This is a genomic window from Flavobacterium pedocola, assembly GCF_053764385.1.
The window spans coordinates 1-26,964 of the sequence record NZ_JBSNCR010000009.1 but is presented as its reverse complement, the minus strand read 5'-3'; the positions used below and the strand labels follow the sequence as shown (position 1 = coordinate 26,964).

At 39.0% G+C, this 26,964-nt stretch carries 20 protein-coding genes and 1 pseudogene; 14 read left to right on the top strand and 7 right to left on the bottom strand.

The window, feature by feature from the left end:
- Positions 1-121: 121 nt before the first annotated feature.
- On the bottom strand, positions 122-826 hold the full coding sequence (locus tag ACWPKD_RS14990; RefSeq protein ID WP_455413504.1) for a DUF4294 domain-containing protein: 705 nt from the start codon (positions 824-826) through the stop codon (positions 122-124).
- 85 nt (positions 827-911) lie between these two features.
- Here ACWPKD_RS14990 and ACWPKD_RS14985 point away from each other — a divergent pair, with 85 nt between their 5' ends.
- From ACWPKD_RS14985 to ACWPKD_RS14965, 5 genes are all read left to right on the top strand, one after another.
- Entirely contained in the window at positions 912-2,003 is a 1,092-nt protein-coding gene (locus tag ACWPKD_RS14985) for a M42 family metallopeptidase (protein ID WP_455413503.1), read from the top strand.
- A gap of 72 nt (positions 2,004-2,075) precedes the next feature.
- Positions 2,076-2,504 (top strand): septal ring lytic transglycosylase RlpA family protein, encoded by a 429-nt coding sequence (locus ACWPKD_RS14980; protein WP_455413502.1) that lies wholly within the window; start codon positions 2,076-2,078, stop codon positions 2,502-2,504.
- 2 nt (positions 2,505-2,506) lie between these two features.
- Positions 2,507-4,456, top strand: coding sequence for a tetratricopeptide repeat-containing sensor histidine kinase (locus tag ACWPKD_RS14975; protein WP_455413501.1), 1,950 nt, complete (start codon positions 2,507-2,509; stop codon positions 4,454-4,456).
- Between the two features lie 2 nt (positions 4,457-4,458).
- A complete protein-coding gene (locus ACWPKD_RS14970) occupies positions 4,459-5,184 on the top strand; it encodes a LytR/AlgR family response regulator transcription factor (protein WP_455413500.1) in 726 nt (241 codons plus the stop codon).
- Between the two features lie 102 nt (positions 5,185-5,286).
- Positions 5,287-6,624 carry a hypothetical protein gene (locus ACWPKD_RS14965; RefSeq protein ID WP_455413499.1) on the top strand — a complete coding sequence of 446 codons (1,338 nt, stop codon included), beginning with the start codon at positions 5,287-5,289 and terminating at the stop codon, positions 6,622-6,624.
- A gap of 103 nt (positions 6,625-6,727) precedes the next feature.
- Here the strand turns inward: ACWPKD_RS14965 and ACWPKD_RS14960 are convergent, their stop codons facing one another.
- The 5 genes from ACWPKD_RS14960 to ACWPKD_RS14940 all read right to left on the bottom strand — a co-directional run bounded on the left by ACWPKD_RS14960 (position 6,728) and on the right by ACWPKD_RS14940 (position 10,708).
- Positions 6,728-7,114, bottom strand: a complete 387-nt coding sequence (locus ACWPKD_RS14960; protein ID WP_455413498.1) for an ankyrin repeat domain-containing protein — start codon at positions 7,112-7,114, stop codon at positions 6,728-6,730.
- Between the two features lie 54 nt (positions 7,115-7,168).
- Positions 7,169-7,678: a hypothetical protein gene (locus tag ACWPKD_RS14955; protein WP_455413497.1), complete on the bottom strand. Its 510-nt coding sequence runs from the start codon at positions 7,676-7,678 to the stop codon at positions 7,169-7,171.
- A 258-nt stretch (positions 7,679-7,936) separates the two neighbouring features.
- Positions 7,937-8,884, bottom strand: a complete 948-nt coding sequence (locus ACWPKD_RS14950) for a phosphoribosylaminoimidazolesuccinocarboxamide synthase (RefSeq protein WP_455413496.1) — start codon at positions 8,882-8,884, stop codon at positions 7,937-7,939.
- A 249-nt stretch (positions 8,885-9,133) separates the two neighbouring features.
- Positions 9,134-9,655 carry a hypothetical protein gene (locus ACWPKD_RS14945; RefSeq protein ID WP_455413495.1) on the bottom strand — a complete coding sequence of 174 codons (522 nt, stop codon included), beginning with the start codon at positions 9,653-9,655 and terminating at the stop codon, positions 9,134-9,136.
- 102 nt (positions 9,656-9,757) lie between these two features.
- Positions 9,758-10,708 (bottom strand): PhoH family protein, encoded by a 951-nt coding sequence (locus ACWPKD_RS14940; RefSeq protein ID WP_237791106.1) that lies wholly within the window; start codon positions 10,706-10,708, stop codon positions 9,758-9,760.
- Positions 10,709-10,805: 97 nt separating this feature from the next.
- On the opposite strand from ACWPKD_RS14940, the gene ACWPKD_RS14935 reads away from it, so the two are divergent.
- The 5 genes from ACWPKD_RS14935 (at position 10,806) to dnaN (ending at position 15,747) form a co-directional block, all read left to right on the top strand.
- Complete coding sequence (locus ACWPKD_RS14935) at positions 10,806-11,633, top strand: SAM hydrolase/SAM-dependent halogenase family protein (protein ID WP_455413507.1); 828 nt, start codon at positions 10,806-10,808, stop codon at positions 11,631-11,633.
- 102 nt (positions 11,634-11,735) lie between these two features.
- Entirely contained in the window at positions 11,736-12,032 is a 297-nt protein-coding gene (locus ACWPKD_RS14930) for a putative quinol monooxygenase (RefSeq protein WP_455413494.1), read from the top strand.
- A gap of 86 nt (positions 12,033-12,118) precedes the next feature.
- Entirely contained in the window at positions 12,119-12,844 is a 726-nt protein-coding gene (gene gldF, locus ACWPKD_RS14925) for a gliding motility-associated ABC transporter permease subunit GldF (RefSeq protein WP_455413493.1), read from the top strand.
- A 2-nt stretch (positions 12,845-12,846) separates the two neighbouring features.
- Positions 12,847-14,532, top strand: coding sequence for a gliding motility-associated ABC transporter substrate-binding protein GldG (gene gldG / locus ACWPKD_RS14920; protein WP_455413506.1), 1,686 nt, complete (start codon positions 12,847-12,849; stop codon positions 14,530-14,532).
- Positions 14,533-14,628: 96 nt separating this feature from the next.
- Complete coding sequence (gene dnaN, locus ACWPKD_RS14915) at positions 14,629-15,747, top strand: DNA polymerase III subunit beta (RefSeq protein ID WP_455413505.1); 1,119 nt, start codon at positions 14,629-14,631, stop codon at positions 15,745-15,747.
- Positions 15,748-15,949: 202 nt separating this feature from the next.
- On the opposite strand, the gene ACWPKD_RS14910 is transcribed toward dnaN, so the two are convergent.
- Entirely contained in the window at positions 15,950-16,783 is an 834-nt protein-coding gene (locus tag ACWPKD_RS14910) for a universal stress protein (RefSeq protein ID WP_455413492.1), read from the bottom strand.
- 176 nt (positions 16,784-16,959) lie between these two features.
- On the opposite strand from ACWPKD_RS14910, the gene mnmE reads away from it, so the two are divergent.
- The 4 genes and pseudogenes from mnmE to ACWPKD_RS14890 all read left to right on the top strand — a co-directional run.
- Positions 16,960-18,348 (top strand): tRNA uridine-5-carboxymethylaminomethyl(34) synthesis GTPase MnmE, encoded by a 1,389-nt coding sequence (gene mnmE / locus ACWPKD_RS14905; protein WP_455413491.1) that lies wholly within the window; start codon positions 16,960-16,962, stop codon positions 18,346-18,348.
- A gap of 409 nt (positions 18,349-18,757) precedes the next feature.
- Positions 18,758-21,289 (top strand): fibronectin type III domain-containing protein, encoded by a 2,532-nt coding sequence (locus ACWPKD_RS14900; protein WP_455413490.1) that lies wholly within the window; start codon positions 18,758-18,760, stop codon positions 21,287-21,289.
- Between the two features lie 87 nt (positions 21,290-21,376).
- Complete coding sequence (locus ACWPKD_RS14895; RefSeq protein WP_455413489.1) at positions 21,377-22,348, top strand: toxin-antitoxin system YwqK family antitoxin; 972 nt, start codon at positions 21,377-21,379, stop codon at positions 22,346-22,348.
- 284 nt (positions 22,349-22,632) lie between these two features.
- Positions 22,633-26,964, top strand: a pseudogene (locus ACWPKD_RS14890) (hypothetical protein); the annotation flags it as partial.

The following is a 26,964-nucleotide window of genomic DNA, read 5'->3' as shown; positions in this document are numbered from 1 at the left end:
TACACCTAAAAGCATTCTCCCTAGCCCCGATCGTAGCAGTCTCGTCTTTTGGGACGAGATAGCGCGAAGAGCGGGTATGGCGTATCAAAAAATGCCGGAAGTCTCGCTTCCAACACTAAATCTATTGCTTTTGGGCTTTCTCCTTGGCCAAACGCTCCTGTTTTTGCTGACGTGCAACATTCACGCGCTCTTTCCAGGTTGCAGAAAGTTCTGCTAAATCGATTGGTTTTGCCGGATCCTGTTTCTGAAGTTTGTTACTACCGAACGATTTGATAAGAATCCCTTCAATATAAAAGTCCTCCAATTCGGTAAACGGCTTGTATTCGGCTTTCATATTAAGGTCGAAAAGTTTTGCGGTATTGTTCGACCAGAATGCCTTCCAGCCGCTTTTCAGGTTTTTAACCAGACTAAAAGTCGTTTCCCCGGTTTGACGGTTGATCAGCTTAATTAAGATCTGACCGTCTTTGCGTGAAAATTTCTTAAGTCTTTCCCCGAATTCGTTTTCAAGATAGTTCTCTACTATTTTAAAATATTTCTTTTTTTCACGCTCGGTTTTTAATTTAGCCATGTTAGCATTAAGAATAACAAGATTCTCGGCCGTTAACTTCGCATAAGGATACACCTTCAACACTCTACGCTCAAGAATTTTTATTTTGCGCATTTCTTCTTCCAATGCTTTATCCTTAGTGATAAACATCTCCTCCATTTCGGTATTAAAAACAATTGCGCTATCGTTAAGTGTTTCCACAGAGTCTTTAACCACAACCTGTGCCTGGAGTGTTACATTGAAAAATAAGGCTGCAAATAAAAAGGCTGATATTCTCATTCTGATAAAGTGTTTAGGTCAAATTTATACAAAAAATGGAGTGCAATTATAATACCAAATCATTATTTTAGCGAAAAATAATTTTATGGCAAGTAAATCTATATTATCCAAATCCTCAATTTCATTTCTTGAGAAATATTTAAATAACGCATCTCCAACCGGTTACGAAGAAAGTGGCCAGAAAATATGGATGGAGTATTTGAAACCATACGTAGATACTTTTATTACCGATACCTACGGAACTGCTGTAGGGGTTATCAATCCGGACGCTAAATATAAAGTAGTCATTGAAGGTCATGCCGATGAAATTTCTTGGTATGTTAATTATATCACCGATGACGGTCTTATCTATGTAATCCGAAACGGAGGTTCCGATCATATGATTGCGCCTTCCAAAAGAGTAAACATCCATACCAAGAAAGGAATTGTTAAAGGTGTATTCGGATGGCCGGCGATTCATACCAGAGGAAGAAGCGGAAAAGAAGAACCTGCCAAAATCGAGAACATCTTTATCGACTGCGGTTGTTCCAAGAAAGAAGAAGTTGAAAAATTAGGCGTTCACGTTGGCTGCGTTATTACGTACCCGGATGAATTCCTGATTCTGAACAATGACAAATTCGTTTGCCGTGCCATCGATAACCGTATGGGTGGTTTTATGATTGCCGAAGTAGCACGTCTATTAAAGGAGAATAAAAAGAAATTACCGTTTGGCTTGTATGTCGTGAATTCGGTTCAGGAAGAAATCGGATTGCGTGGTGCGGAAATGATTACCCAAACCATCAAACCGAATGTTGCTATTGTAACCGATGTATGCCACGATACCACTACCCCAATGATTGACAAAAAAATCGAAGGTGATTTAAAAATGGGTAAAGGGCCGGTTATCGCATATGCGCCTGCTGTACAAAACAAGCTTCGTGAACTGATCGTGGATACTGCCGAGGAAAACAAAATCCCTTTCCAGCGTCATGCTACTTCCAGAGTTACCGGAACCGATACGGATGCTTTTGCCTACAGTAACGGCGGCGTGGCTTCGGCTTTGATTTCCTTACCGCTGCGTTATATGCATACGACCGTGGAAATGGTTCATAAAGAAGATGTGGAAAACGTAATCAAACTGATTTACGAAAGTTTGCTGAAAATCGAGAACAACGAAACTTTTTCGTATTTCAAATAATTTACCATACGCCACGAATACACGAATTAAGCAATTCTTTTTGGTGTATTCGTGGCTAAATAAACATAGTTTATGATTTTATTCCGCAACAGACTTCTCTATTCAATTTTCGCCTTGACTATTGTTTTAAGCATCAACAGTTGTGGATCGTCCGGTTCTAAAGTCCGAACAACTAACCATTCGGAATCGGCCAAAAAAGGAAAACTTTATAAAAGCAGAGGTGTTGCTTCTTATTATCATGACAAATTCAACGGCAGAAAAACAGCCAGCGGCGAACGATTTGATAATTCCGATTATACCGCAGCGCACCGTCAACTCGAATTCGGAACTAAGATTCGTGTAACCAATCTGGCCAATGATAAATCTGTTATAGTTAAGGTAAACGATCGCGGGCCGTTCAGTCGCGGGCGTGAAATCGATTTATCCAAAAAAGCATTCATGGAAATCACCGACAGCAAAAACCATGGTGAATTATATGTAAAAATTGAAATTTTAAAATAGTAATGGTTTTTAATCGCAAGTACATATTCATTTTTATCTTTCTGTTCCAGATTTTGGGTCACGCTCAAAGCGGGAATAAAACAAAAGTCGAATACAACTCGCGAAAAGGTATAGACAAACTAACATTTTACGAAAACCTAAACCTGAATCAAAAGAGAGCTTACAGGGATTTCTTCTATCAAAATTTCCCTAAACTTGCTGCTGATGATGACATACTCTCAAATAAAAAAAATCAGATTCGTTACAAATTCTCTTTAGCGGAAGTCTATAATATTAAAGGTGACGAATTAAAATCGATCGAAATATTAAAGGAAATTCAGAATGATAAAGAATACCAGCTTTCCCAAACGGAACTGATGAATGTCCTGGTCAGTCTTCAGAAATCCTATCTGAATCTCAACTTATATTCCAATGTTTTCAAGATTAACTCTGATATCGCTGCCTTACGAAAAAAAGGTGCCGATTTTCCGGTGTGGAGTTACAATTTCAAAAGTAATCTTTACGCACGGTTACAACTTTATGATAAGGCCATCATTCAATTAAAATCGGAAATTAAGGATTTGGTAAAAAATCCTAAACGGGATTCACTGATAGTTGCTTCCGCTTATAACGATTTGGGGTTTTATTATTCTGTATGCAACAAGAAAGACAGCGCTTATCATTATTACAACCTAGCGCTGATCAAAGCAGAAAAATCCATCAGGTTAGTAGATTTTGAAACCTATCAACGGTTAAAAGGTGTAATCAAGGGTAACATGGGGCTTTTGAAAATAAATGAACACAATTATAAGGCCGCAATTCCTCTATTGGAAGAAGATGCCGGTATTGGTTTGAAAAATAATGATGAACCCAACGGAATATCCGGAACTTTGCTTTTAATAGCCGATTGCTATGCTAAATTAGGAAATTATACCAAAGCAGAAGAAAATATTGCTTTAGTGGAACGCCTTTTCAACTCAGACACTTATCCCGAAACAAAAGTTAATTATTACAGAACAAAGGCCGAGCTTTTAAAAAAACTCAATCAAAATGAAGAAGCTTATACTTATTATCAAAAGGCTTTCAGGCTTGTAGATTCCATAAACAAACAAAAACAAAAGTTGCTTTTAGCCGGTAATGACATTTTATACCAACTGGAAGAAAAAGACAATCTGATCGAAAAACAACAGGCAAACATCGATGCCACGCAACGAAGAATTCTTTCCATTTTAGCACTTTGCCTCGGAATTATTTTGGTAACCACATTGTTTTACCTTTACAATTCCAAAAAGAAACGCAGGGAAATTGAACAGAAAAATGCCGAAATCTCAGCAAAAAGCAATACCATCAGGGAATCTCTGGAAGAAAAAGAAATGCTTCTGAAAGAAATCCACCATCGTGTAAAAAACAATCTCCAGATCATTTCCGGAATTCTTGAGCTTCAGAATTTAAATGTAGAAGATGAAAATGCAAAGGTTATTTTAAAGGAAGGCCAGGCCCGAATTCAGTCCATTGCTCTGATTCACAAAACACTTTACCAATCTGAAAATTTCAGTAAAGTCCGTTTTCACAATTACCTGAGCGAATTGATCCAGGCGATAAAGGCCACTTACAGAAACAATCATACTAAAATTAAAATCAAAGTAAACGCCAATGATATTGAATTAGGTATTAATACAGCTATTCCTTTGAGTTTGATTATTAATGAAATTATAACAAATTGTTTCAAACACGCTTTTACAGATAGGGAAAAAGGAAAAATTACCATACATTTGACTCAGGAAAAAGATTTTTATCAGTTGGTTGTCACTGATGACGGAAAAGGTCTTCCGGAGGATTTCAGTCCTTTCCGATTGCATTCGGTAGGTTTTGATTTAATCAAAGGATTGACCCGACAACTGGATGGAAATTTTAATTTTGAGAGCAAAAACGGAACAATAATTACAATAAATTTCAAAGAAACTAGAAACTGATCATGAGCAGTCCGCTAAAAATATTGGTTGTAGAAGACGAATACATTACACAGAAAACCATAACCGTAAACCTTACGGAAATGGGATACGACGTTGTGGGCACTGCCATGAGCTCGGAAGAAGCCATTGAAATTTTACAGACAAAAAACGTGGAATTCGCATTATTGGACATCACTATTCAGGGCGGAAAAAACGGAATCTGGCTGGCAGATTACATTAAGGAGAATTACTCCCTGCCACATGTTTTCCTTACTGCTTATTCCGATAATGATACCATTAAAAAAGCAATCGCCACCAATCCATACGGATATCTCATAAAGCCTTTCCAGAAAGCGGAATTGTTTTCTGCCATAGAAGTAGCCGTTTCGAATTTCAACCAGAATGTTCTTGCCAAAGCAAAAGCGACTGACGATTTTATTTTTATCAAACACAATGAGGTTTTTGAAAAGGTGTATTTTGATGAAATTGAATATGTAGAATCCCAGAAAAATTACCTGTTAATTGTGACCCCCGAAAAAAAATACCGTCACAGGTCTACTATTTCGGATTTTTTAAACCGCTTACCGGAAAATTTTATTAAAACACATAAAGGTTTTATCATCAATCTAAAAAAAGTAACCAGTTACGGTAACAATTTGATAACAATAGGTTCTTGTAAGATTCCGATTTCAAAAACATATAAAGACGAGGTTGCAGATAAGCTAAATAGCTTTATTTCAAAAAGATAGTTTATTTTCATCCCAAAATCCTTCTCATTTATCCCACTTATTTCTTAACGAATAGACTTTTTCTAATTTTTGTCATGCTTAACAATAACACAACAAAAAACAATGAAAAAGTTACTATTACTATTAATGTTTTCATTTACCGGATTTGCACAGGTGGGTATCAATACTACCACGCCTAATGCAAGTTCCATATTGGATATTACCGCAACAGACAAAGGAGTACTGATCCCGCGTGTATCCATTGCTAATTTAAATGCCGCTGCTCCGGTAACCTCTCCGGCAACTAGTTTATTGGTTTACAACACAAATGCCGCAACAGGAATAGGGTTTTATTATTGGGATGGCTCAAAATGGAACCCGCTGGGCAGTGGCACTAATTATTGGACAAAAACCGGAAACGACATATACAACAACAATACAGGAAATGTAGGTGTAGGTACCGCCTCCCCTACGAATAAACTTCATATTGAAAATGCCGGAAGTGCAACAAGTTTACTGAACCAGGATTTTGAAAGTAATTCAATTGCACCGCTAACAGCTGGAGGAAGTGCAAACTGGGCGACACAAACTGCACAAAAATTCGCAGGAACTTACGCTGCAAAATCCGGAACGATAACGCACAGTCAGTTATCCTTTATGAGTCATACCGTTAATGTTCCCGCTGGTGGTGCAACCCTGAGTTTCTATTACAGAGTGAGCAGTGAATCCGGTTTTGACTTTCTTAAGTTTTATATCGATGGTGTGCAGCAAAACCAATGGACCGGAACAGTGGGATGGACGCAACAGACCTATCTTCTTGCACCCGGATCAAGAACATTACGTTGGGAATATTCTAAGGACAGCTCGGTGTCAGCCGGAGAAGATGCCGGTTACATTGATAATGCAAGCATTACAGCAGCAGCACCAGCGGCAATAAGAATTGTAGACGGAAACCAGGGAATAGGAAAAGCTTTAGTTTCGGATGCCAATGGTAATGCAACCTGGCAGCAATTAAGTGCTAGCAATATTTCCATACCGGATATGGTTACCGTTCAGGATTTGGATATTCCGGCTTGTAATTTTAATGCGATTGGAGCCACCGGAAGTATTGTACGAAACATTAAAGGAGTAAGTACTACTATTACCTGGACCGTTTTAGAAAAACAGACAACTGCAGGTTCCACTGCTGTAGTAGGTGGTTACACAGTATTATTAGCTCCGGCCTATAATGAAAAATTACAGGTACGCTATGATTTTTCCCCACAACTGCCTTTCCCCCCTACAGGAATTATGTTTTCTCCCTATAACACCAGTGAGTATCCGGACACCTTTACTATAAACTACGCCGCAAAATCGCAATCCTCAATGACTGTTAACATAACCAGAGTGGATACTTTAGGGGATACATCATCGAATTGCTGGGAGGGACAATTTTATTTTGACGCCATTATAATAAACTAAAAAATTTACAACAACTAAATACCACAACTAAAACAACTTAATTTGAAACCAAAAACCACGCTTGCGCGTGGTTTTTTTTTTTATAACTAACTACTCTATAAAATTATTTTCTGGGAACAGATTTTAAAACTTCAATTACTTTCTCAGCTTTTCCAGCTTCTGCATGCTGAAGTGCGGTGAAACCGTTTAAATCTTTTTCCCAAACTTTTGCTCCCTTTTCAATCAGTAATTTTGCGATTTCCGGTTGGTTGTAACGGGCTGCGAACATTAATGGTGTCATTCCGTTTTTGGTTTCGTTGATATTCATTCCGTATTCAATGAATTTCTTAACCGTAGTTAAATCTCCTTTACTGATGGCAACGCAAAGCGGAGATACATCATATTTTACAATTGCTACATTTTTTAATGTGGCACTTTCAACATTCGAAGCCAAAGCAACATTGGTACTCGCTGCAATAGCTAAAGCTAATAAACTGATCGTTTTTCTCATGATAAATGATTTTGATTAATGATTATTGATTAAATTTTTGTTATTGATTACTGATTAACTTCTTACCTTTTTCTTTTTACCCAAATTCAAGGAGGTAACATTACTAACGATAGCGTTTTCGATTATCTGACTGTCGTCAAAGATTACTTGTTCAATTGTTTTTTTGGAATAAAGAGGACAAGCTTCCATTGCAATGATGCTTTCAATTACTTGACTTTCGTCGGAAGTAGGTTCATTTGATGTTTTTTCGACACATGGAGTTGCCGGTTGTTCTGAAAGGGAATTCTCGATGATCTGATTATCTTCAGCGATAATTTCCTGAACAGTTTTTTGGTAGGGTTTATAAAAAATGGCTTCAGAATTGCCAATTTGCGGATCTCCTCCGTCTTTGCTTACCACTGCCAGGCGATTACCCTTAGTGGCTGCTTCTAAAGATTCGAAAGATTGTTTTGTTTGTGTCGAACCGGTTTCTTCTTTAACAGAGGATTGTTGACAGTTAATAGCTAAAGTGACATTTGCAAAAGCCACTGAAGCGATTCCTAAAAAGATGATTGATTTTTTCATGATGATGATTTTTTCCGCTACGCTCCAAACAGTTCGGCAACGCCTCGGGTGATTGATGATGATTTATGTGAATAGACGCTTAAAACACCCTTGCGTTACTTGAAAAACCCCATTATAACATAACTTTAACAAAACAATGCTGATAATCTGGTTTTCGATGTAGTTCATCGATGTTTTTAACATTTCTTTAATTCACCACAAAGAACAAAAAAACCACGCTGGGCGTGGTTAGTATAAGTTTAAGATTGGATTATCTTATTATTTATTCAGAAAAGCTAAAACGTTTTTCTCAATACGTTCGTTGATGCTGGAAATATCTGCTTTTACAAATCCTTCTCCTAAAATATTTTCGAATAATTCGATATATCTTTCAGAAACCGTTGCGATATATTCATCTGTCATTTCAGGAATTTGCTGTCCATCTTTCCCTTGGAAACCATTAGCAATTAACCACTGGCGCACGAATTCTTTAGACAATTGTTTTTGCGCTTCGTTGTTATCCTGTCTTTGCTGATAACCTTCTGCGTAAAAGTAACGGGAAGAATCCGGTGTGTGAATTTCATCAATCAAAACGATTTTGCCGTCTTTGGTTTTCCCGAATTCGTATTTGGTATCTACTAAAATCAATCCGCGTGATGCTGCAATTTCAGTTCCTCTCTGGAATAAAGCTCTCGTATATTGTTCCAAAACGATGTAATCTTCTTCGGAAACAATCCCTTTTGCTAAAATCTCTTCTCTTGAAATGTCTTCGTCATGTTCCCCATTATCCGCTTTTGTGGAAGGCGTGATGATTGGAGTCGGGAATTTATCGTTTTCTTTTAATCCTTCCGGCAAGGCTACACCGCATAACATTCTTTTTCCTGCAGCGTATTCACGGGCGGCATGTCCGGATAAATAACCACGGATTACCATTTCCACTTTAAAAGGGTCGCACAAATGACCAACAGCAACGTTTGGATCCGGAGTCGCGATCAACCAGTTCGGAACGATGTCTTGCGTTAACTGCATGAATTTAGTAGCAATCTGGTTCAGGATTTGACCTTTGTAAGGGATTCCTTTTGGCATCACTACGTCGAACGCGGAAAGACGGTCTGTAGCCACCATTACCAAAAGCTCGTCGTTGATGTTGTAAACTTCTCTTACTTTACCGCGATAAACGGATTTCTGACCCGGAAAGTTAAAATTGGTCGTTGTGATTGTATTCATTTGTGTTATGTTGTTGTTTTTTGTGTTGTGTTGTTGTTTTTTGTGTTGCAAAAGTAATTCTTTCACAACGATTCACAAAAAAGATTGCAAAAATTCAATACGCCTCCCTTTATAGCCCCGGTTGCAGCAGAATTCTTTTTATTTGCTTATCGGTAAATAAAAAAATGGAGCGGAAGACGGGAATAACGTATCTTAAAACTCCCAAGCCTTTCGCTCCAAAAACATTAAACAATAGCTGTCCAATGTGTCTTATTTAAATCGGATATTATAGGTTACACCCAAACCGACACTTTGCAGGTTGAAATTATTTTCAGTAAACGTATTTTGAAAATATCCGTAAACATTCCAATCATGGTTGTGGTACCCTATTTGCGGGTTAACATATAAACCGCCACTGTTATTGTCAGTATTAGTCAAGAAACCATAACCTAAATCCGAACCGAAAAACAATCCTTTTGGCATGAAATAATAGCGGATATAACCTGCCAACGGAATCATCCCGAAATCATCAAAATCATCTTTAGCAAAATAATGATTGTATCCTGATGCAAGACCGAGCCCTACATTTGGCGTAATCATATATTGTGCACGAACATCCAAACCTGTATTGAATGAGGCAAAATCATCTGCATCACCAATAGGCACACCGGCAGTCAAACCAAGTTTAAACCATGAATTAGCAGGTGTGATCTTTACATCTTCAACTTCCTGGGCATTAATCGACATAATCGACCATAACCCGATTCCGATAAATAAAAACAGCTTTTTCATAACATCATATTTTTAATTAACACTACAAAGTACTAACATGTTAACAAAAAAGAGATTACACTATTTTCACTGTTTTTTACAGAATTTCCATCAGGGTATTACTTAATCATGGTTTTCAATACTCTTATAAGCATCGATGATTTTCTTCACTAAACGGTGACGCACGATGTCTTTGTCGTCCAGATAAATGATACCGATACCGTCTACATCCTTCAAAACCAACAAGGCTTCTTTTAATCCCGAAATGGTTCTTCGCGGTAAATCCACCTGCCCCGGATCGCCCGTGATGATGAATTTGGCATTTTTACCCATACGTGTTAAAAACATTTTCATTTGGGAATGCGTGGTATTCTGAGCTTCATCAAGGATTACGAAAGCATTGTCAAGCGTACGTCCGCGCATGAAAGCCAACGGTGCTATCTGGATGATACCTTTTAAAATGTAATCTTCCAGAGTTTGCGGCGGCAACATATCGCGCAACGCATCGTATAACGGTTGCATGTACGGATCCAGTTTTTCTTTCATATCACCCGGAAGGAAACCTAAGTTCTCCCCTGCTTCTACAGCCGGACGGGTTAATATGATTCGTTTCACCTGTTTCTCTTTCAATGCTTTAACGGCCAACGCAACGCCGGTATACGTTTTACCTGTTCCTGCAGGTCCTACGGCAAAAACCATGTCGTTTTTCTGTACGTAATCTACCAGTTTCTGTTGGTTAGGCGTCATGGCTTTGATAAGCTTTCCACCAATACCGTGTACTAATATTTTATCGTGGTCAGGCATTCGCTGTTCATCCTGACTGTTAGTTTGGACAATACGTTCAATCACATTGTCATCAATGGAATTAAAACGCGTGAAGTGGGTCATCAAGCGGTTGAAGCGTACTTCAAACTCATCCAAAATTTCCTTCTCTCCGTAGGCTTTCACCAACGTGCCACGGGCTACAATCTTTAATTTTGGGTATAATTTTTTAATTAGCTCTAAATGAGCATCTTGCGTACCCCAAAAATCTTTTGGAGTAATGTCTGTCAATTCAATGGTTCTTTCGTTCAAAAGCAACAAGGATTTAATTAAAAAATAAGTTAGCTTTGCATTATCTCAAATCTAATGAATTTTAGAAAATCTTTCTGTAATAGTTATAAACAAAATGATGTCAATAATTACGCTAACTACCGATTTTGGCTTGAAAGACCACTTTGTGGGAGCGCTGAAAGGTAAAATTATTACAGAACATCCTCAGGCACAGATTATTGACATTTCACACCATATCGACCTGTTTAATATTTCAGAAGCGAGTTACATTATCAATGCTGCTTATAACAGTTTTCCGAAAGGCTCTGTACACTTAATTGGTGTGGATTCCGAACGTACTTTTGAGAACAAACACATCGCCATGCAATGGAACGATCATTATTTCATTTGTGCCGATAACGGAATCCTAAGCATCTTAACCCAGAAAATTGTCCCACAGCAGATTGTCGAAATCAACATTCATGACCGTTTGCCGGAAGGTTCTTCGGATATGGATGTGTTCGTGAAAGTAGCGTGTCATTTGGCCAAAGGCGGAACCTTGAGTGTAATCGGGAAAGAAACGTCACAGATTAAAGAGATGAGCGAATTGCAGCCCACAGCCGCTTCAGATTCCGGTTCAATCAAAGGCTATGTGGTTTACATTGATCATTTTGGAAACTGCGTAACCAACATCTCCAAAAAAATGATTTCAGAGATAGGTAAAGGGCGTGGCTTCGAAATTAAATTCGGTACCAAAACCATCCGAAGTGTACACAAAGGCTATTCCGATTTCAAAGTCTCAGAGAAATTCACACTGAAAGATTACGAAGGCGAACGATTGGCACTTTTCAACGAAGCGGATTTACTGGAGATTGCCATTTACAAAAGCAATCCGTCCACAGTTGGTTCAGCCACCTCGCTATTAGGTTTGAAATTCAGGGATTTGGTAACTATTCAGTTTTTTTAACAGACTTTGAAGAAACAAGAAACAAGAAGCAAGAACAAAGAATGGAATAACCGAATTCCAAATAACCAAAATAAACGAATAACCAAATAACCAAAAAATTGTATGTTTGTACGCATTGTAAAACTGAGTTTTCACGAAGAAAATATTCCGGCATTTCTGGAAAATTTCGAACTGATGAAGGAAAAAATCCGAAATGCGCCGGGAAACCGTTTTCTTGAATTGTATCAGGATAAAAACAATCCGTGTATTTTTTTTACCTACAGTTATTGGGAAACCGAGCAGGATCTGGAAAATTACCGCAATTCGGAACTGTTTTACGACGTTTGGACGTTCACTAAAAAACTGTTCAACGATAAGCCGGAAGCTTGGAGTGTTGACAAATTGGCAACTTTAGAGTAATCAGTCGCAGTCACAGTTTACAGATAAAACACTAAAACAAGGGATTCGAATAACCGAATTACCGGATAAACAAATAAACACAAAGAATGAAAGCATTATTACTAAGAGAAATCAAATCGTTTTTCGGTTCGCCGATCGGGTATTTGGTTATCGCTATTTTTCTTTTGCTCAACGGGCTTTTCCTTTGGGTTTTTGAAGGAGAATTCAATATTTTAAAAAGCGGATTTGCCGATTTGAGCCCTTTCTTCACTTTGGCGCCATGGATTTTACTTTTCCTGATTCCGTCGGTAACCATGCGTAGTTTCTCCGATGAGAAAAAACAAGGTACCATAGAGTTGATGCTTACCAAACCGCTAAGCACCTGGGAAATCGTAAACGGAAAATTCTTCGGGGCCTTCTTATTGATTGTAATTGCTATCATTCCTACTTTAATTTATGTTTTCGCGATCTCCGATTTAGGAAATCCGGTCGGAAACCTGGACATGGGAAGCACTATGGGTTCTTATTTCGGGCTTTTGTTTTTAATTGCGGCTTATTCTGCAATCGGGATCTTCACTTCTACGCTTTCTGATAACCAGATTGTATCCTTTATCATTGCGGTGTTTTTGTGCTTTGTATTCTACTACGGATTTGAAGGAATGGCAAGTTTCATGGGCAGTTTTGGGGATTTATTTTCCAGCTTCGGTTTTGAATACCACTTTAAAAGTATGAGCCGCGGGGTTTTGGACACTCGTGATATTTTATATTTCGTTAGCGTTACCATTGCTTTTTTAGCAGGAACGGTTTATCAACTTAAATCTTTGAAATGGTAATGATGACAGAAGCTAAACAACAAGGATTAAAGCAATTAGGAATTTTAATCGTAGGATTGATTGCCCTAAATATTTTCGGAAATTACTTTTTCAAGCGTTTCGACTTAACCGCCGACAAACGTTATACGTTATCGGAAACTTCCCTGAACCTGATCAAACAGGTGGACAGTCCGTTGTATATCGATGTCTATCTGGAAGGACAATTTCCGGCAGAATTCAAGCGTCTGCAAAGTGAAACCCGTCAGACGTTAGAAGAATTTAAAGCCTATAACTCCAACATAATTTTCCAGTTTGTAAACCCTTTAGAGAAAGAAGAAGAGCGTGAGGCCAACATGAAAATGCTGTACCAGCGCGGTTTAACCCCAATCAGCATTACTGTTGATGACAAAGGAAAGCAATCACAGGAAGTGGTTTTCCCTTGGGCAGTTGCTACTTACAACGGTAAAGTGACCAAAGTTCAGTTACTGAAAAACATGATGGGGGCTTCCACGGAAGAAAAAGTAGTGAGTTCCGTGCAGCATTTGGAGTATGCCTTTGCCGATGCTTTTAACAAAATCACAAAACAGAAAGAAAAGAAAATAGCCGTTATCAAAGGTATTGGAGAGCTTCACGATTTACAGATTGCTGATTTCCTGAAGTCCGTTCGTGAAAGCTATTACATCGGTCCGTTCACCATGGATTCCGTTGCTAAAAGCCCGAAGCGTTCTCTGGAAGCCTTGAAAAAATACGATTTGGCCATTATCACCAAACCATCCAAACGCTTTACTGAAGAAGAAAAAGAAGTATTGGACCAATTCATAATCAACGGTGGAAAAACACTTTGGTTAGTAGATAATGTTCAGGCGGAAATGGACAGTCTGTATAACGAAACCGGTTCTATCCTTGCTTATCCGAAGGATTTGAACTTAACAGACATGTTCTTCAAATACGGCGTCCGTATCAACCCTTTATTGGTAAAAGACGAGCAGGCCACTCCTATCAAATTAGCTTCAGGAGATCCGGGAAGCCAAACGCAGTACGAACAATATCCGTGGAAATATTCGCCTTTTGTGTATCCGCAGTCCGAACATCCGATTGTAAAAAATATTGAAGGCGTAAAATTCGAATTCGCCAGCCCGATCGAATTGCTGAAAAACGATATCAAAAAGACGGTTTTAATGGAATCATCCCAATATTCCAAAGCAATCGGAACACCAACACAGGTGAATCTGGATATGGTAACCGAAGAAAGCACTCCGAAGGATTATCCGGGAGGAGGACGTTTTGCAATGTCGGTATTGCTGGAAGGTAAGTTTCATTCGATGTACGAAAACCGTGTGTTGCCTTTTCAGGATTCAGCTTATAAAACTGTTGGTAAAAACAACAAAATGATTATCATTTCTGACGGTGATGTGGTAAAAAATCAATTAGACCAAGCTTACCAACCCTTAGAATTAGGATACGACAAATGGACCAATAACCTATTCGGTAACAAGGAATTCATGCTGAACTGTGTGAATTATTTACTGGACGACAACGGACTTATTAACATTCGCAGCAAAGACGTGGATCTGCCTTTACTGGACAAAGAAAAAGTTTATGAGAATTATACGTTTACACAAATCCTAACTGTCGGATTACCAATAGTTGTATTAGCGATATTCGGATTCCTGTTCACCTTCCTGAGAAAACGTAAATATGCCCGCTAGTTGTTAATAAATTTGTTTTTGACGTTAATTAGATTAGAATATATTTGTGAATTGTAAAATATAAATGCAATTTTACACACCTTAAAAAGAAAGATGATGAAATTTATAGTATCCAGTTCGTATTTGTTAAAACAATTGCAAGTATTAGGTAGCGTGATCAACAGCAGCAACACCTTGCCTATTTTGGATAATTTCTTATTTGAATTAGATAACAACCAGTTAACCGTTTCAGCTTCTGATTTGGAGACTACCATGTCTTCCACTTTGGAAATTGATTCTACCAGCAAAGGAAGTGTTGCGGTTCCGGCAAAATTATTGTTGGAAATCCTAAAAACCTTTCCTGAGCAGCCATTAACGTTCACGGTTGAAGACAATAACACCATCGAAATCAGTTCAAACTCCGGTAAATATGCCTTGGCGTATGCTCCGGGTGAAGAGTTCCCTAAAGCAGTGGTTTTAGATGAACCTTCTTCAACTTTGGTTCCTGCCGAAGTATTGGCAACAGCTATCAGCAAAACCATCTTCGCTGCCGGTAACGATGATTTACGTCCGGTGATGTCGGGTGTATTTTTCCAGTTCTCCACAGAAGGTTTGATTTTCGTGGCTACTGATGCTCACAAATTGGTAAAATATGCGAGAACTGATGTAAAAGCATCACAAGCTGCAGATTTCATCATGCCTAAGAAACCTTTAAACATCTTAAAAGGTATTTTAGGAACTTCCGATGCAGAAGTAAAAATTGAATACAACGATTCGAATGCTACTTTTACGTTTGATAATTATACGTTAACCTGTCGTTTGATTGACGGTAAATATCCAAACTACGAAGCGGTAATCCCGAAAGAAAACCCTAATAAGTTGTTGATGGACAGAAGCCAGTTCTTAAGTTCTGTACGTCGTGTGGCGATCTTCGCAAACAAAACAACACACCAGATCCGTTTAAAAATCGCAGGTGCCGAATTGAACATTTCTGCAGAAGATATCGATTACTCAAACAAAGCAGAAGAACGTCTGACTTGTGATTACCAAGGTGATGACATGCAAATCGGATTCAACTCGCGTTTCCTTACTGAGATGTTGACCAACTTGCAATCAGACGAAATCCAATTGGAAATGTCCTTACCAAACAGAGCTGGAATCCTTACTCCTGTTGACGGATTAGACGAAGGCGAAACTGTTACCATGCTGGTAATGCCGGTAATGCTTAATAATTAGTAAGCAGTCGCAGTTGACAGTCACAGAAAAAACAGTTGCAGAAAACTGAGACTGAAGACTTTAAAAAGCTATAACCAACCCTTTTATACCAAGAAACCGCAAGACCTTTATTGGAATTGCGGTTTTTTATTTCTTGCTATTTGACTTTTGTCAACAATGAGATTAAAAACTGAGACTGCGACTGAAAACTGCGACTGAAAAATTAATCTTCATGAAAAGCCAAAATAGGGGTTTCAATATGATACGATAATTTCTGGGTTAAACTGTGGGTGAATAATTCTTCAAAGAAATTTCGCTTATGGGTTACCATGGCGAGCATATCGATCTGTTGGCTATCAACAAAATCCATAATAGTATCTTTTACATTATCGTTTGGAATAATGAAAAATTCAACCGGTTCGTTTTTAAACTCTGATTTCCAATATTCAACACCTTCGTTCGTTACTTTGAAACTGTCTGTTTTCACAGCCAAACACTTAACATTGGCATGGAATTTTTTAGCTATTGAAATGACTCTGTGCAATGCTACCTGATCATAATCGTTGAATGTGGTGGTAAAACCGATATGTTTGATTCGTTCAAATTTTGCCTGATTCGGAATACTTAAAAGTGTTACCGGAACATTCACAATGGCATTACCTGTATTCGAACCTAAAAACAGTTCCTGTAAGCCGGAAGCTCCATTGGTTCCCATGACAATCATGTCAATCTTTTCTTCGATACACATGTCTTTCATAATGCGTACCAAATCACCGTGACGAAGCACATGACTCATTTTCACATTATCCAGCTGGTATTTTTCTGCAATCTTTCTTAAATGCGGGATCTGATCTTTAAAATTTTCGAAATTATTAAGTTCGATGGAATCGTATATTTCCACTAAAGTTACGGGAACTTCACCGAAAGAAACCGATGGCAAATCATAGACATGAAGTACAATTACTTCCGCATCAATGGATTTTGCCATTTCTAAAGCGTAAACAAAGGCATTGTTTGCCGTTTCAGAAAAATCTGTTGGAAAGAGTATCTTTTTCATGACTACTGATTTTCAAAATCTCACATAAAGTTACTAAATGTAAAGCAGATAAAACATGATAACTATCAGTTTTACAATTATTTAACCTGAATAACCTTAAGCTAAAAGCTAAAAGCTGTTAGCTAACAACCAAAAACTTCGTAACTTTGCAACTTCGTAACTTTTGCAACTCGAGAATGATTCCAAACGATACCATTGTGGCTTTGGCTACACCCTCCGGAGCAGGAGCTATTGCAGTAATCCGTATTTCAGGAAAAGACGCTATTGCAATAGCTGCGCAAGTATTTCAATCAATTTCCGGGAAGGATTTAACCAAGCAGCGCACCCATACCCTTCATTTAGGGCATATAACAGACAATGGTAAAGTAATCGACCAGGTGTTGGTTTCCCTTTTTAAAGGAACAAATTCGTATACCGGCGAAAATACGGTGGAGATTTCCTGCCATGGTTCAACCTATATCCAACAGCAGATTATCCAGTTACTGCTTCGTAGAGGATGCCGAATGGCTCAGGCGGGTGAATTTACCTTACGCTCCTTTTTAAACGGTAAAATGGATTTATCCCAAGCCGAAGCCGTAGCCGATTTGATCGCGTCCGATAACGAGGCCAGTCATCAGATTGCGATACAGCAGATGCGCGGAGGTTTCAGTAACGAAATTGCCAAACTGCGTGAAGAATTACTAAACTTCGCTTCCCTTATAGAATTGGAATTAGACTTCGCGGAAGAAGATGTGGAATTCGCCGACAGAACCCAATTTTATGAATTGCTCAACCGTATCGAATTTGTTCTGAAGCGTTTGATTGATTCGTTTGCCGTTGGAAATGTGATCAAAAATGGTATTCCTGTGGCGATTGTCGGAGAACCTAATGTTGGAAAATCAACGCTTTTAAACTCACTTTTAAACGAAGAAAGAGCGATTGTATCCGATATTGCCGGAACCACACGCGATACTATTGAAGACGAACTGGTTATCGACGGTATAGGTTTCCGTTTTATTGATACAGCCGGAATTCGCGAAACAAAAGATGTGGTGGAAAGCATCGGAATCAAAAAAACCTTTGAGAAAATCGAATCGTCTCAGGTAGTAATTTACCTGTTCGACAGTATGCACTTTAAGGACGAAGGCGAAAAATTTAAAGTCGAAATCGAGAAAATCAAAAACCAATTTCCTTTAAAACCGTTAATCGTAATAGCAAACAAAAAAGATTTGCTGAGCCAGGGCGAAATTGACATGTTGAAGTCGCAAATTGATCATATTCTATTACTCTCGGCTAAAAAACACGAAGGCGTTGATGAACTGAAAAAGCAGCTGTTGTCCTTCGTAAATACAGGTGCACTTCGCAACAACGAAACTATTGTAACCAACACCCGTCATTATGATTCGTTGTTAAAAGCGCTGGAAGAAATCCAAAAAGTCCAATGGGGACTAAAAGGCGGATTACCAGCAGATTTAATGGCGATTGATATCCGTCAGGCGTTATATTATTTCGGTGAGATAACCGGTCAGGTAACTAACGATGAATTACTTGGTAATATTTTCGCCAATTTCTGTATCGGAAAGTAATCCATCCTTTTCAAACCAAAAGCACTTTAAAAACATCATAATAGAGGATCATAACTTCACTGTTGAGATTTCTTTATTATGCATCACTCCTGTTTTGTTTAACCATTTCTTAATTTCGGTTTAAACCCTCTTTTCTCCAACCTGTTAAGTTTGCTACTTTTTTATGCAGACTTCCGGACAAATTTTCTCCTTTTTTTTAAATCAGAACGCCTTCTTTTCCTGTCTATTCATCAATATTTGGAAACAATTCACACCTCTCAATTCCACAGATGTATCATGTTACCTTGTTTTATTAACTTTTTGAAAATCAATATTATTGTTAATTTTTTAACAATAAAATAAACAGATAATACTTACTTTTTTGTAATTTTTCCACTCATTTAACTAAACAACCAAAAATCAAAAATAAATGAAAAAATTATTAACCGTATTACTAGTCTCGAGTACTTATCTCGGCACAAGTCAAACCACATTTAATCCAAGTAACTGGACAGGGATACTGTCAGGATACTGGAATTTCGACAACAGTGCCAATCTTGTTCAGGCACAGGTAGGTACCAATCTTGTTGCACAGGGAACTTTTACACAGGTTGCAGGGCCAACTGCTTCAAATTTCGCCGTAAGAAAAACTATCGGGAATTATTTTAAATGTACACATGGCGTACCGAATTACGGGCAAACCTATCCTAACAAGTACTCGGTTATGATTGACTTTAAAATACCGTCAACCGGGCAGTATTACAGCTTCATGCAAACAAATCAAGGGAATGCAAACGACGGTGATTTGTTTATTAATCCAGCCGGAAAAATTGGGGTTACTGCTTTAACATATTCCAGCTCGACGGTTTTGCCTAACGAATGGTACCGAATGGTAATAACTGCTGATGTAGGTAATGAAATTAAAATGTATATCGACGGCCAGTTATGGAATCCGGGGCTTCCAAACACCTTAAACGGACGTTATGCTTTAGATCCGCTATTATTGCTGTTAGCCGATGATAATGGTGAAGACAATCAAATGGATGTTGCGGCAATTGGAGTATTCAACAGAAACCTTACCGCTGCGGAAGTGGCAACAATTGGGGGTTATGGTCATTCACCAGCACCTGTTTCAAATGGCATGAATCCTTATTTACAAACCGCTACACCAACCTCTACTTATATTTCCTGGCATTCAACCAACACGGCTCAAAATCCAACAGTAAAATTTGGAACCAGCAGTACCAATTTAAATCAAACCACAACCGGAACCTGGGAAAGAATTAATGCTACCGCAAATTACTATTGGCATACAGTACAGTTAACAGGATTACAGCCGGACACTGAATATTTCTACCAGTGCTATAACGGCACAACAGCTTCTGCGGTTAATGCATTCAGAACACCTGCTTTAAGAAGTGCTCCAAATCAGCATATCCGAATGGTACTCTTAGGTGATAACAGAACTGATATTGCTAAAACAACTCAAAACGTACTGCAAATCAAGAATAAACTAACGGAACTTTATGGTCCAAACCTTCACAATTCTGTCGATTTGATTTTGAATTGTGGTGACGTGGTTTCAACCGGATCTGTGGTGAGCCAATATACTGATGAATATTTCACTCCTTTTGCTCCGCTTACAGCTTCCATCCCTTCAATGATCAGTATTGGTAACCATGAAGGAGACTCGTCAAATTATTTTAAGTATGTAAAGTATCATGAATTGACAAACGGCTATCCGGTAGGTCATTCGTACAATGAGAAATTCTACAATTACATCTATGGTAACACCCAAATTTTAGCGGTTAATGCAAATTCAGGCTACAAAGTAAGCGATCAGATTAACTGGATTGATGCCAGATTACAAGAGTCAAACGCAAATGCGGATATTGATTTTGTATTCTCATTCCTGCACCATCCGGGACATAGCGAAATATGGCCTGACGGAAATGAAGTTTACGTTCAGAACAGCATCCTTCCTAAATTGAAACAATACCCTAAAAATGCATTACTGGCTTACGGACATTCTCATAATTATGAAAGAGGTGTAACAGATATTACTTCCGGAACTCATGACATGTATTTAGAATTGTCTGGAGGAGCCGGATCAGCATTGGATCGTTGGGGAATGTATGCCAACCAAACGGATTATCCGGAAATTAAAGTAAGTAAAGACATTTACTGCTGGACGTTGGTGGATATTGATGTGGACAATAAATCGTTCACTGCCAAAACCTTCAGCTTCGGAAACAGCAACAGGCCGGTTGTAAACGAACTGGTAGATGAATTCCATTTAAACCTAAACCAAGCCAAACCACAAACACCTACGGCTATCGGAATTGAAAACCTAACTACTTTAGTGGCTTCACCAATGGTAGGCGTTGATGTACCTCAAACCTGTCACTTTCAGGTTACAGCTACTTCAGGAAATTATGCAACTTTGTTAATCAACAAAGAACAGGATAAGTACAATATCTATGACGATACCCGTGCACCAAACTATACGCCAATCAACAGAAATGCCAATTTGGATATTTCAAGATTGAATGCATCTACTTACGGACTTGTAACCGGACAAACGTACTATTACAAAGTCCGTTACCGAGATGAAAACTTAAAATGGAGCGATTGGTCTGCAGAGAAAGCATTTGTTTATAACACTACGTTACGCACAGAACCGCATAATGCCGTTAATGAAGGTAAAAACAAATTGAAAGTTTACCCGAATCCGGTAGTGGCTAACACGAAAATTTCCTTTGAATTGCCTACAGCATCAGAGAATGTAAAAGTTGAATTAGCGGACATGTCCGGAAAAATCGTGGAAACCATTTATAAAGGAAGTTTAGGTTCTGGTTTTCAGGAACTTCCTTGGAATGTCGGTAACAAATTAAGCTCTGGAGTGTATTTTGTGAAATTGTCCTATAACAATACCAGCGAAACGTTTCAGGTAGTTAGATAATTTTTAATAAACAGATTAACCACGGGAACCTTTATGCGAACTGCAATAAGGTGTTCTTGTGGTTCTCTTTTAATTCAAAATGAAATTATGATAAAAATAAAAGGAATAGTTTTAGGAGCAATATTACTTTGTGCTACTGCAATTTCAGCTCAGACAAATAATATGACTTTGCAAAAAGAGGAAATAAGTACCTACTTTTTTGAAGGCACAAAAACAATAAGTTCAAAAGGTCGTACAGTAAACGGAATGAAAGAAGGGCTTTGGGTTTCTTATTATCCAAGCAGCAAAAAGGCATCCGAAGGAAATTATCTGAACGACAAACTGCATGGCGCTTATGTTTCGTGGTTTGAAAACGGCAACAAATGCACGGAAGGCAGTTATGACAACAACAAGGAAAACGGAATCTTCAAAAATTATTATGAAAACGGGATACTCATGTCTGAAAAGAATTTCGACTATGGCATTCTATACGGTAAAGCCGTTGAATATTATCCGAACGGAAAGCCATTCAGGGAAGAATTCCACAAAGAATATACAAAGGTAGGACATTGGAAAAAATGGTATGAAACCGGCGAATTGTTCTTTGAAGTAAATTATGTAAACGATATGCAACAAGGCGAAGCCCTTACCTACTACCCCAACGGCCAGATTAAAGAAAAAGGAACTTTCGAACGCGATATGAAAATCGGTGCCTGGTATTTTTACGATGAAAACGGAAAAATACTGGCAGAACAATTTTATAAAGGCGGAATGAAAACAGGCTTATGGAAATCATATTATAATAACGGGAATTTAAAGGAAGTGGCGAATTATATGGATGACGAAAAGCAAGGCGACTATGCTTATTATTTTGAAAATGGTAATCTTGCTTCCGAAGGTGTTTTCGAGAAAGATCTGGCCAACAGCAAATGGGTTGTTTATTTTGAAAACGGAAGAAAAAAAGAAAAAGGGACTTATTATATGGGTCAAAAATCAGGGCTGTGGAAATTTTATAATGAAGACGGAAAACTGAGCGCAAAGAAAGAATTCGAAAAGCCGACAAATGTACTTCAGTATTAATATTTTCAGAATGAAGAATCGCTCTTAATTTTGCGTAACAATTATCCTATACAACAATTTGACTTTCATTAAAACTTGTAAACAAAACACATATATGTGTTCTTTTTGAAAGAATTTTCCTTGTTAAACGTTTTTTTATGCTTTTAAAGGATAAAATACTACAGGAAATAGTATATCAAAGTAATTTTATCATCCGTAACAATTAAAAGTTATAGCATATTCTGGAAACAGGTTAATGGATAAACCGAGTTTTTAAGGAGTATTCAAGTAAAAATTTTAATTGTATGAAATCTAAGATTACTTTAGTATTACTGACGTTCTTCACGATTGTCTGTAATTTGATTTCCTATTCGCATGAAAAAGGAAACCATAAAAACAGGACAGAAGCTTTGAGTAATGGCACCATTCAATGCAATACTGAACAACCTGTTCCCGTAGCCGCAAATACTTTTGACAACTTAACGCCCACATTCTCGACAACAGGAATATGTCTGTTAGGTTGTGGGGTGTCCAACATCACCAGGTTAACGGATTCAAATTTAACGAATTATGCCACTGTAACAACAAGCATTGGTATTGGTGTAAACCATCGATTAAGAGTAACTGACAGCAATGATTTTTTTGCGGCGGGCTCTTTTGCAGGTTTTAGGATCAATCCGAATGGGGGGCTTTTATCACTAGATTTGATCAACAGCATATCTGTGAGAACTTATTTGGGAGGTACCTTACGGGAAACCTATAACGGTTCCGCTCTTATTAGCCTAAACTTACTATCGGCTCCTGGAAACTATATTGTCGGTTTTAATACAACCCAAACGTTCGATGCCATAGAGATTTCCTTCGACAGCTTAGTTTCAGCCACAACCTCTACAAACGTATACTATGCAGTGATTAGAAATTACTGTGCCGGCCCTGAATTAACCTGTAATGCGCCAACAGCCATTAATCTTCCAAATTATCCTGCTGCGATTCAGAACAATCATACAGGGATATCCGGTGTAGGCGTCGGGAATGTTGCAAACCCTGAAAACGCAATATCCGCAAGTTCAACCGATTATGCCGACCTTAACTTAATAGCAGGTGTTCTTGGGTCTGTAAGTCTGGCTGTCAAAGACCAGATTACCGATTATCCCGCAGGCACTTATGCAGGTTTTGAAGTTGAAAATGTAACCCTTTTAAATGCTTCAGCACTCAGTAATGTTCAGGTAAAAACTTATCTCAACGGTGCTTTTAGAGAGCAATTTTCGGGAAATAATTTACTGGTTAACGGAGGGCTTCTTTCAGTAAACGGCCGCTATAAATTAGGTTTTGTAGCGACTATGTCTTTTGATGAAGTCCAGATATCAGTAAATCAAGTTGCAGGTTTAAACATGGGACAGACCAGAGTATACGGTGCAATATTCCAGAAATTCTGTGCCGGACCACCATTAGCTTGTAACACCCAAACAATCATCAGTGCACCAACCTATCCTGTTTACATCGATGGTGACCGAACCGGAATAGACGGTTTGGTGTGTGCGCTTTGTTCGGTTAGCAATACTGAAAATCTAATAGATACCAATGCTTCTAATTATGCGCTTATCGATTTGACAGCCAGTGTCGGAACAAGTGGCAAAATAGCAGTAAAAGAACAAATTACCGATTATCCGGCGGGTACATTTGCCGGTTTTGACATTGAAAGCATCGCGCTGTTAAATGCCAATGTTTTTGATGCCATCCGTGTTACTACTTTCCTGAATGGTGTCCAACAGGAAACCAAATCCGGAAATGGTGCCTTAATTTCGGTCAATACAATTCTATTGGTTGGAACCGGAAGACAGACGGTCGGCTTTGTGGCCACGATGCCTTTCGATGAAGTACAGATAAAATTTACGAATCTGGCTACGGTAACGTTGGGCACTGTAAAAGTTTATGGTACCGTACTGGAAAAATTCTGTCCGGCTACTGTTGAATGTAATCAAACATATCCGCTAACGAATCCAACCTTCCCGGTATACATAAATGGCGCTCATTCCGGAATTGATGGTGTGGTATGTGCCGCTTGTGCCGTAAATGATACTAACAATGTCTTAACAGCAAGTACTACGGATTATGCCAGAATTACGTTAACTGCCAGTACGCTTGCAACAGGCTCCATTGCGGTTACCGATCAGTTGTTTACGTATCCTCCGGGAACAATTGCCGGATTTACTATTAAGGATCTCAACAATCTTATTGAATTGGATTTGTTCCAGACCTTAACCATTTCAACTTATAACAACGGACAGTTCCGTGAATCGAGAACCGGAGGACAACTGCTTAGTTTGTCTTTACTTACACCGATATTTGGAAGCGGTCCCGGTTTTTATAATGTAGGATTTAAAGCGACTTTATCTTTTGATGAAATACAAATCAGAGTTGGTTCTCTGGCCAGCGCTATCAGCAATCTGAATGTTTACGGGGCTTTTGTGAATACGAAAGACAGTAACGACGGAGGTGGCCCGCTCTACTGTATCGCATCCGATTTAGGCGTTGTGAAAACTGTTAGCAATGCTACTCCAGCAGTTGGCTCTACAATTCAATTCACAATTGTAGCTTCCAATGGAGGCCCAAGAGATGCAGACGGTGTTGTTGTAAATGACATCCTTCCATCCGGATATACTTATATCAGTCACACCGCATCTACCGGAACTTATAACAATGGTACCGGTGTCTGGAATATCGGTAATCTGAATTCAGGTGCCAATGCAACGCTGGTTCTAACCGTTACTGTCAATGCAACCGGAAACTACGTCAATACTGCTACCATAACAGGTAATCAGCCGGATCCGGATCCTGGTAACAATACGTCAACGTCCACGACATCACCGGTTAATGTAATCATAGCTCAGGACGACACTATAAACGGCGGAAACGGTACATCAGGAAATCCTAATGCTGGAAACGTACTGAACAATAACGGAAATGGAGCTGACACCATTAATGGGAACAATGTAGCCATTTCACAAGTGAATCTGACCGTTACCACACCAGCTACTCCTATTGGAAACAATCCTGTACCGGTTATCAGTACTACTACGGGACAAGTATCCGTACCACCGGGAACACCTGCGGGAACTTATACGTTAGTGTATCAGATTTGCGAGAAAATCAACCCTACCAATTGTGATCCGGCAACCGTAACCGTAACAGTTACTCCACCAGCTATTATAGCTCAGGACGACACTATTAACGGCGGAAACGGAACAACCGGTAATCCAAATGCAGGAAACGTACTGAATAACAACGGAAACGGTTTTGATACTTTAAACGGAAGTAATGTAGCTATTTCACAGGTGAATTTAACCGTTACAACTCCGGCAACACCAATTGGAAACAATCCGGTGCCGATTATCAGTACTACTACTGGGCAAGTATCCGTACCACCGGGAACACCGGCCGGAACTTATACTTTGGTATATCAGATTTGTGAGAAACTAAATCCGACAAATTGTGATCCGGCAACCGTAACCGTAACAGTTACTCCACCAGCTATTATAGCTCAGGACGACACTATCAATGGAGGAAACGGAACAACCGGTAATCCAAATGCAGGAAACGTACTGAACAACAACGGCAACGGACCTGATACCCTAAACGGAAGCCCAGTATTGATTTCACAAGTGAACCTAACGGTTACTACACCGGCTACTCCTATCGGAAACAATCCGGTGCCGGTTATCAACACTACTACAGGACAAGTATCCGTACCAGCGGGAACACCGGCCGGAACTTATACTTTGGTATATCAGATTTGCGAAAAACTAAATCCGACAAATTGTGATCCGGCAACCGTAACTGTAACGGTTACTCCTCCGGCTATTATAGCTCAGAACGACACTATAAACGGCGGAAACGGAACAACCGGAAATCCAAATGCAGGAAACGTACTGAACAACAACGGCAACGGACCTGATACCCTAAACGGAAGCCCGGTATCCATTTCACAAGTCAACCTGACTGTTACGACTCCGGCTACTCCTATCGGTAATAATCCGGTGCCAATTATCAGCACTACTACAGGACAAGTATCCGTACCAGCGGGAACGCCTGCCGGAACCTATACTTTAGTTTATCAGATTTGTGAAAAACTAAATCCGACAAATTGTGATCCGGCAACCGTAACTGTAACGGTTACTCCTCCGGCTATTATAGCTCAGAACGACACTATAAGCGGCGGAAACGGAACAACCGGTAATCCAAATGCAGGAAACGTACTGAACAACAACGGCAACGGACCTGATACCCTAAACGGAAGCCCAGTATTGATTTCACAAGTCAACCTGACTGTTACCACACCGGCTACTCCTATTGGAAACAATCCTGTACCGGTTATCAGCACTACTACAGGACAAGTATCCATACCAGCGGGAACACCGGCCGGAACTTATACTTTAGTTTATCAGATTTGTGAAAAACTAAATCCGACAAATTGTGATCCTGCAACCGTAACTGTAACGGTTACACCTCCTGCAATAATTGCCCAGGACGACACCATCAACGGCGGAAACGGAACAACAGGAAATCCTAATGCCGGAAACGTACTGAACAATAACGGAAACGGTTTTGATACTTTAAACGGAAGCAATGTGGCTATA

Coding starts and splice junctions, on each gene's coding strand:
- ACWPKD_RS14990 (WP_455413504.1), bottom strand. CDS start 826: ATGAGAATATCAGCCTTTTTATTTGCAGCCTTATTTTTCAATGTAACA.
- ACWPKD_RS14985 (WP_455413503.1), top strand. CDS start 912: ATGGCAAGTAAATCTATATTATCCAAATCCTCAATTTCATTTCTTGAG.
- ACWPKD_RS14980 (WP_455413502.1), top strand. CDS start 2,076: ATGATTTTATTCCGCAACAGACTTCTCTATTCAATTTTCGCCTTGACT.
- ACWPKD_RS14975 (WP_455413501.1), top strand. CDS start 2,507: ATGGTTTTTAATCGCAAGTACATATTCATTTTTATCTTTCTGTTCCAG.
- ACWPKD_RS14970 (WP_455413500.1), top strand. CDS start 4,459: ATGAGCAGTCCGCTAAAAATATTGGTTGTAGAAGACGAATACATTACA.
- ACWPKD_RS14965 (WP_455413499.1), top strand. CDS start 5,287: ATGAAAAAGTTACTATTACTATTAATGTTTTCATTTACCGGATTTGCA.
- ACWPKD_RS14960 (WP_455413498.1), bottom strand. CDS start 7,114: ATGAGAAAAACGATCAGTTTATTAGCTTTAGCTATTGCAGCGAGTACC.
- ACWPKD_RS14955 (WP_455413497.1), bottom strand. CDS start 7,678: ATGAAAAAATCAATCATCTTTTTAGGAATCGCTTCAGTGGCTTTTGCA.
- ACWPKD_RS14950 (WP_455413496.1), bottom strand. CDS start 8,884: ATGAATACAATCACAACGACCAATTTTAACTTTCCGGGTCAGAAATCC.
- ACWPKD_RS14945 (WP_455413495.1), bottom strand. CDS start 9,655: ATGAAAAAGCTGTTTTTATTTATCGGAATCGGGTTATGGTCGATTATG.
- ACWPKD_RS14935 (WP_455413507.1), top strand. CDS start 10,806: ATGTCAATAATTACGCTAACTACCGATTTTGGCTTGAAAGACCACTTT.
- ACWPKD_RS14930 (WP_455413494.1), top strand. CDS start 11,736: ATGTTTGTACGCATTGTAAAACTGAGTTTTCACGAAGAAAATATTCCG.
- gldF (WP_455413493.1), top strand. CDS start 12,119: ATGAAAGCATTATTACTAAGAGAAATCAAATCGTTTTTCGGTTCGCCG.
- gldG (WP_455413506.1), top strand. CDS start 12,847: ATGACAGAAGCTAAACAACAAGGATTAAAGCAATTAGGAATTTTAATC.
- dnaN (WP_455413505.1), top strand. CDS start 14,629: ATGAAATTTATAGTATCCAGTTCGTATTTGTTAAAACAATTGCAAGTA.
- ACWPKD_RS14910 (WP_455413492.1), bottom strand. CDS start 16,783: ATGAAAAAGATACTCTTTCCAACAGATTTTTCTGAAACGGCAAACAAT.
- mnmE (WP_455413491.1), top strand. CDS start 16,960: ATGATTCCAAACGATACCATTGTGGCTTTGGCTACACCCTCCGGAGCA.
- ACWPKD_RS14900 (WP_455413490.1), top strand. CDS start 18,758: ATGAAAAAATTATTAACCGTATTACTAGTCTCGAGTACTTATCTCGGC.
- ACWPKD_RS14895 (WP_455413489.1), top strand. CDS start 21,377: ATGATAAAAATAAAAGGAATAGTTTTAGGAGCAATATTACTTTGTGCT.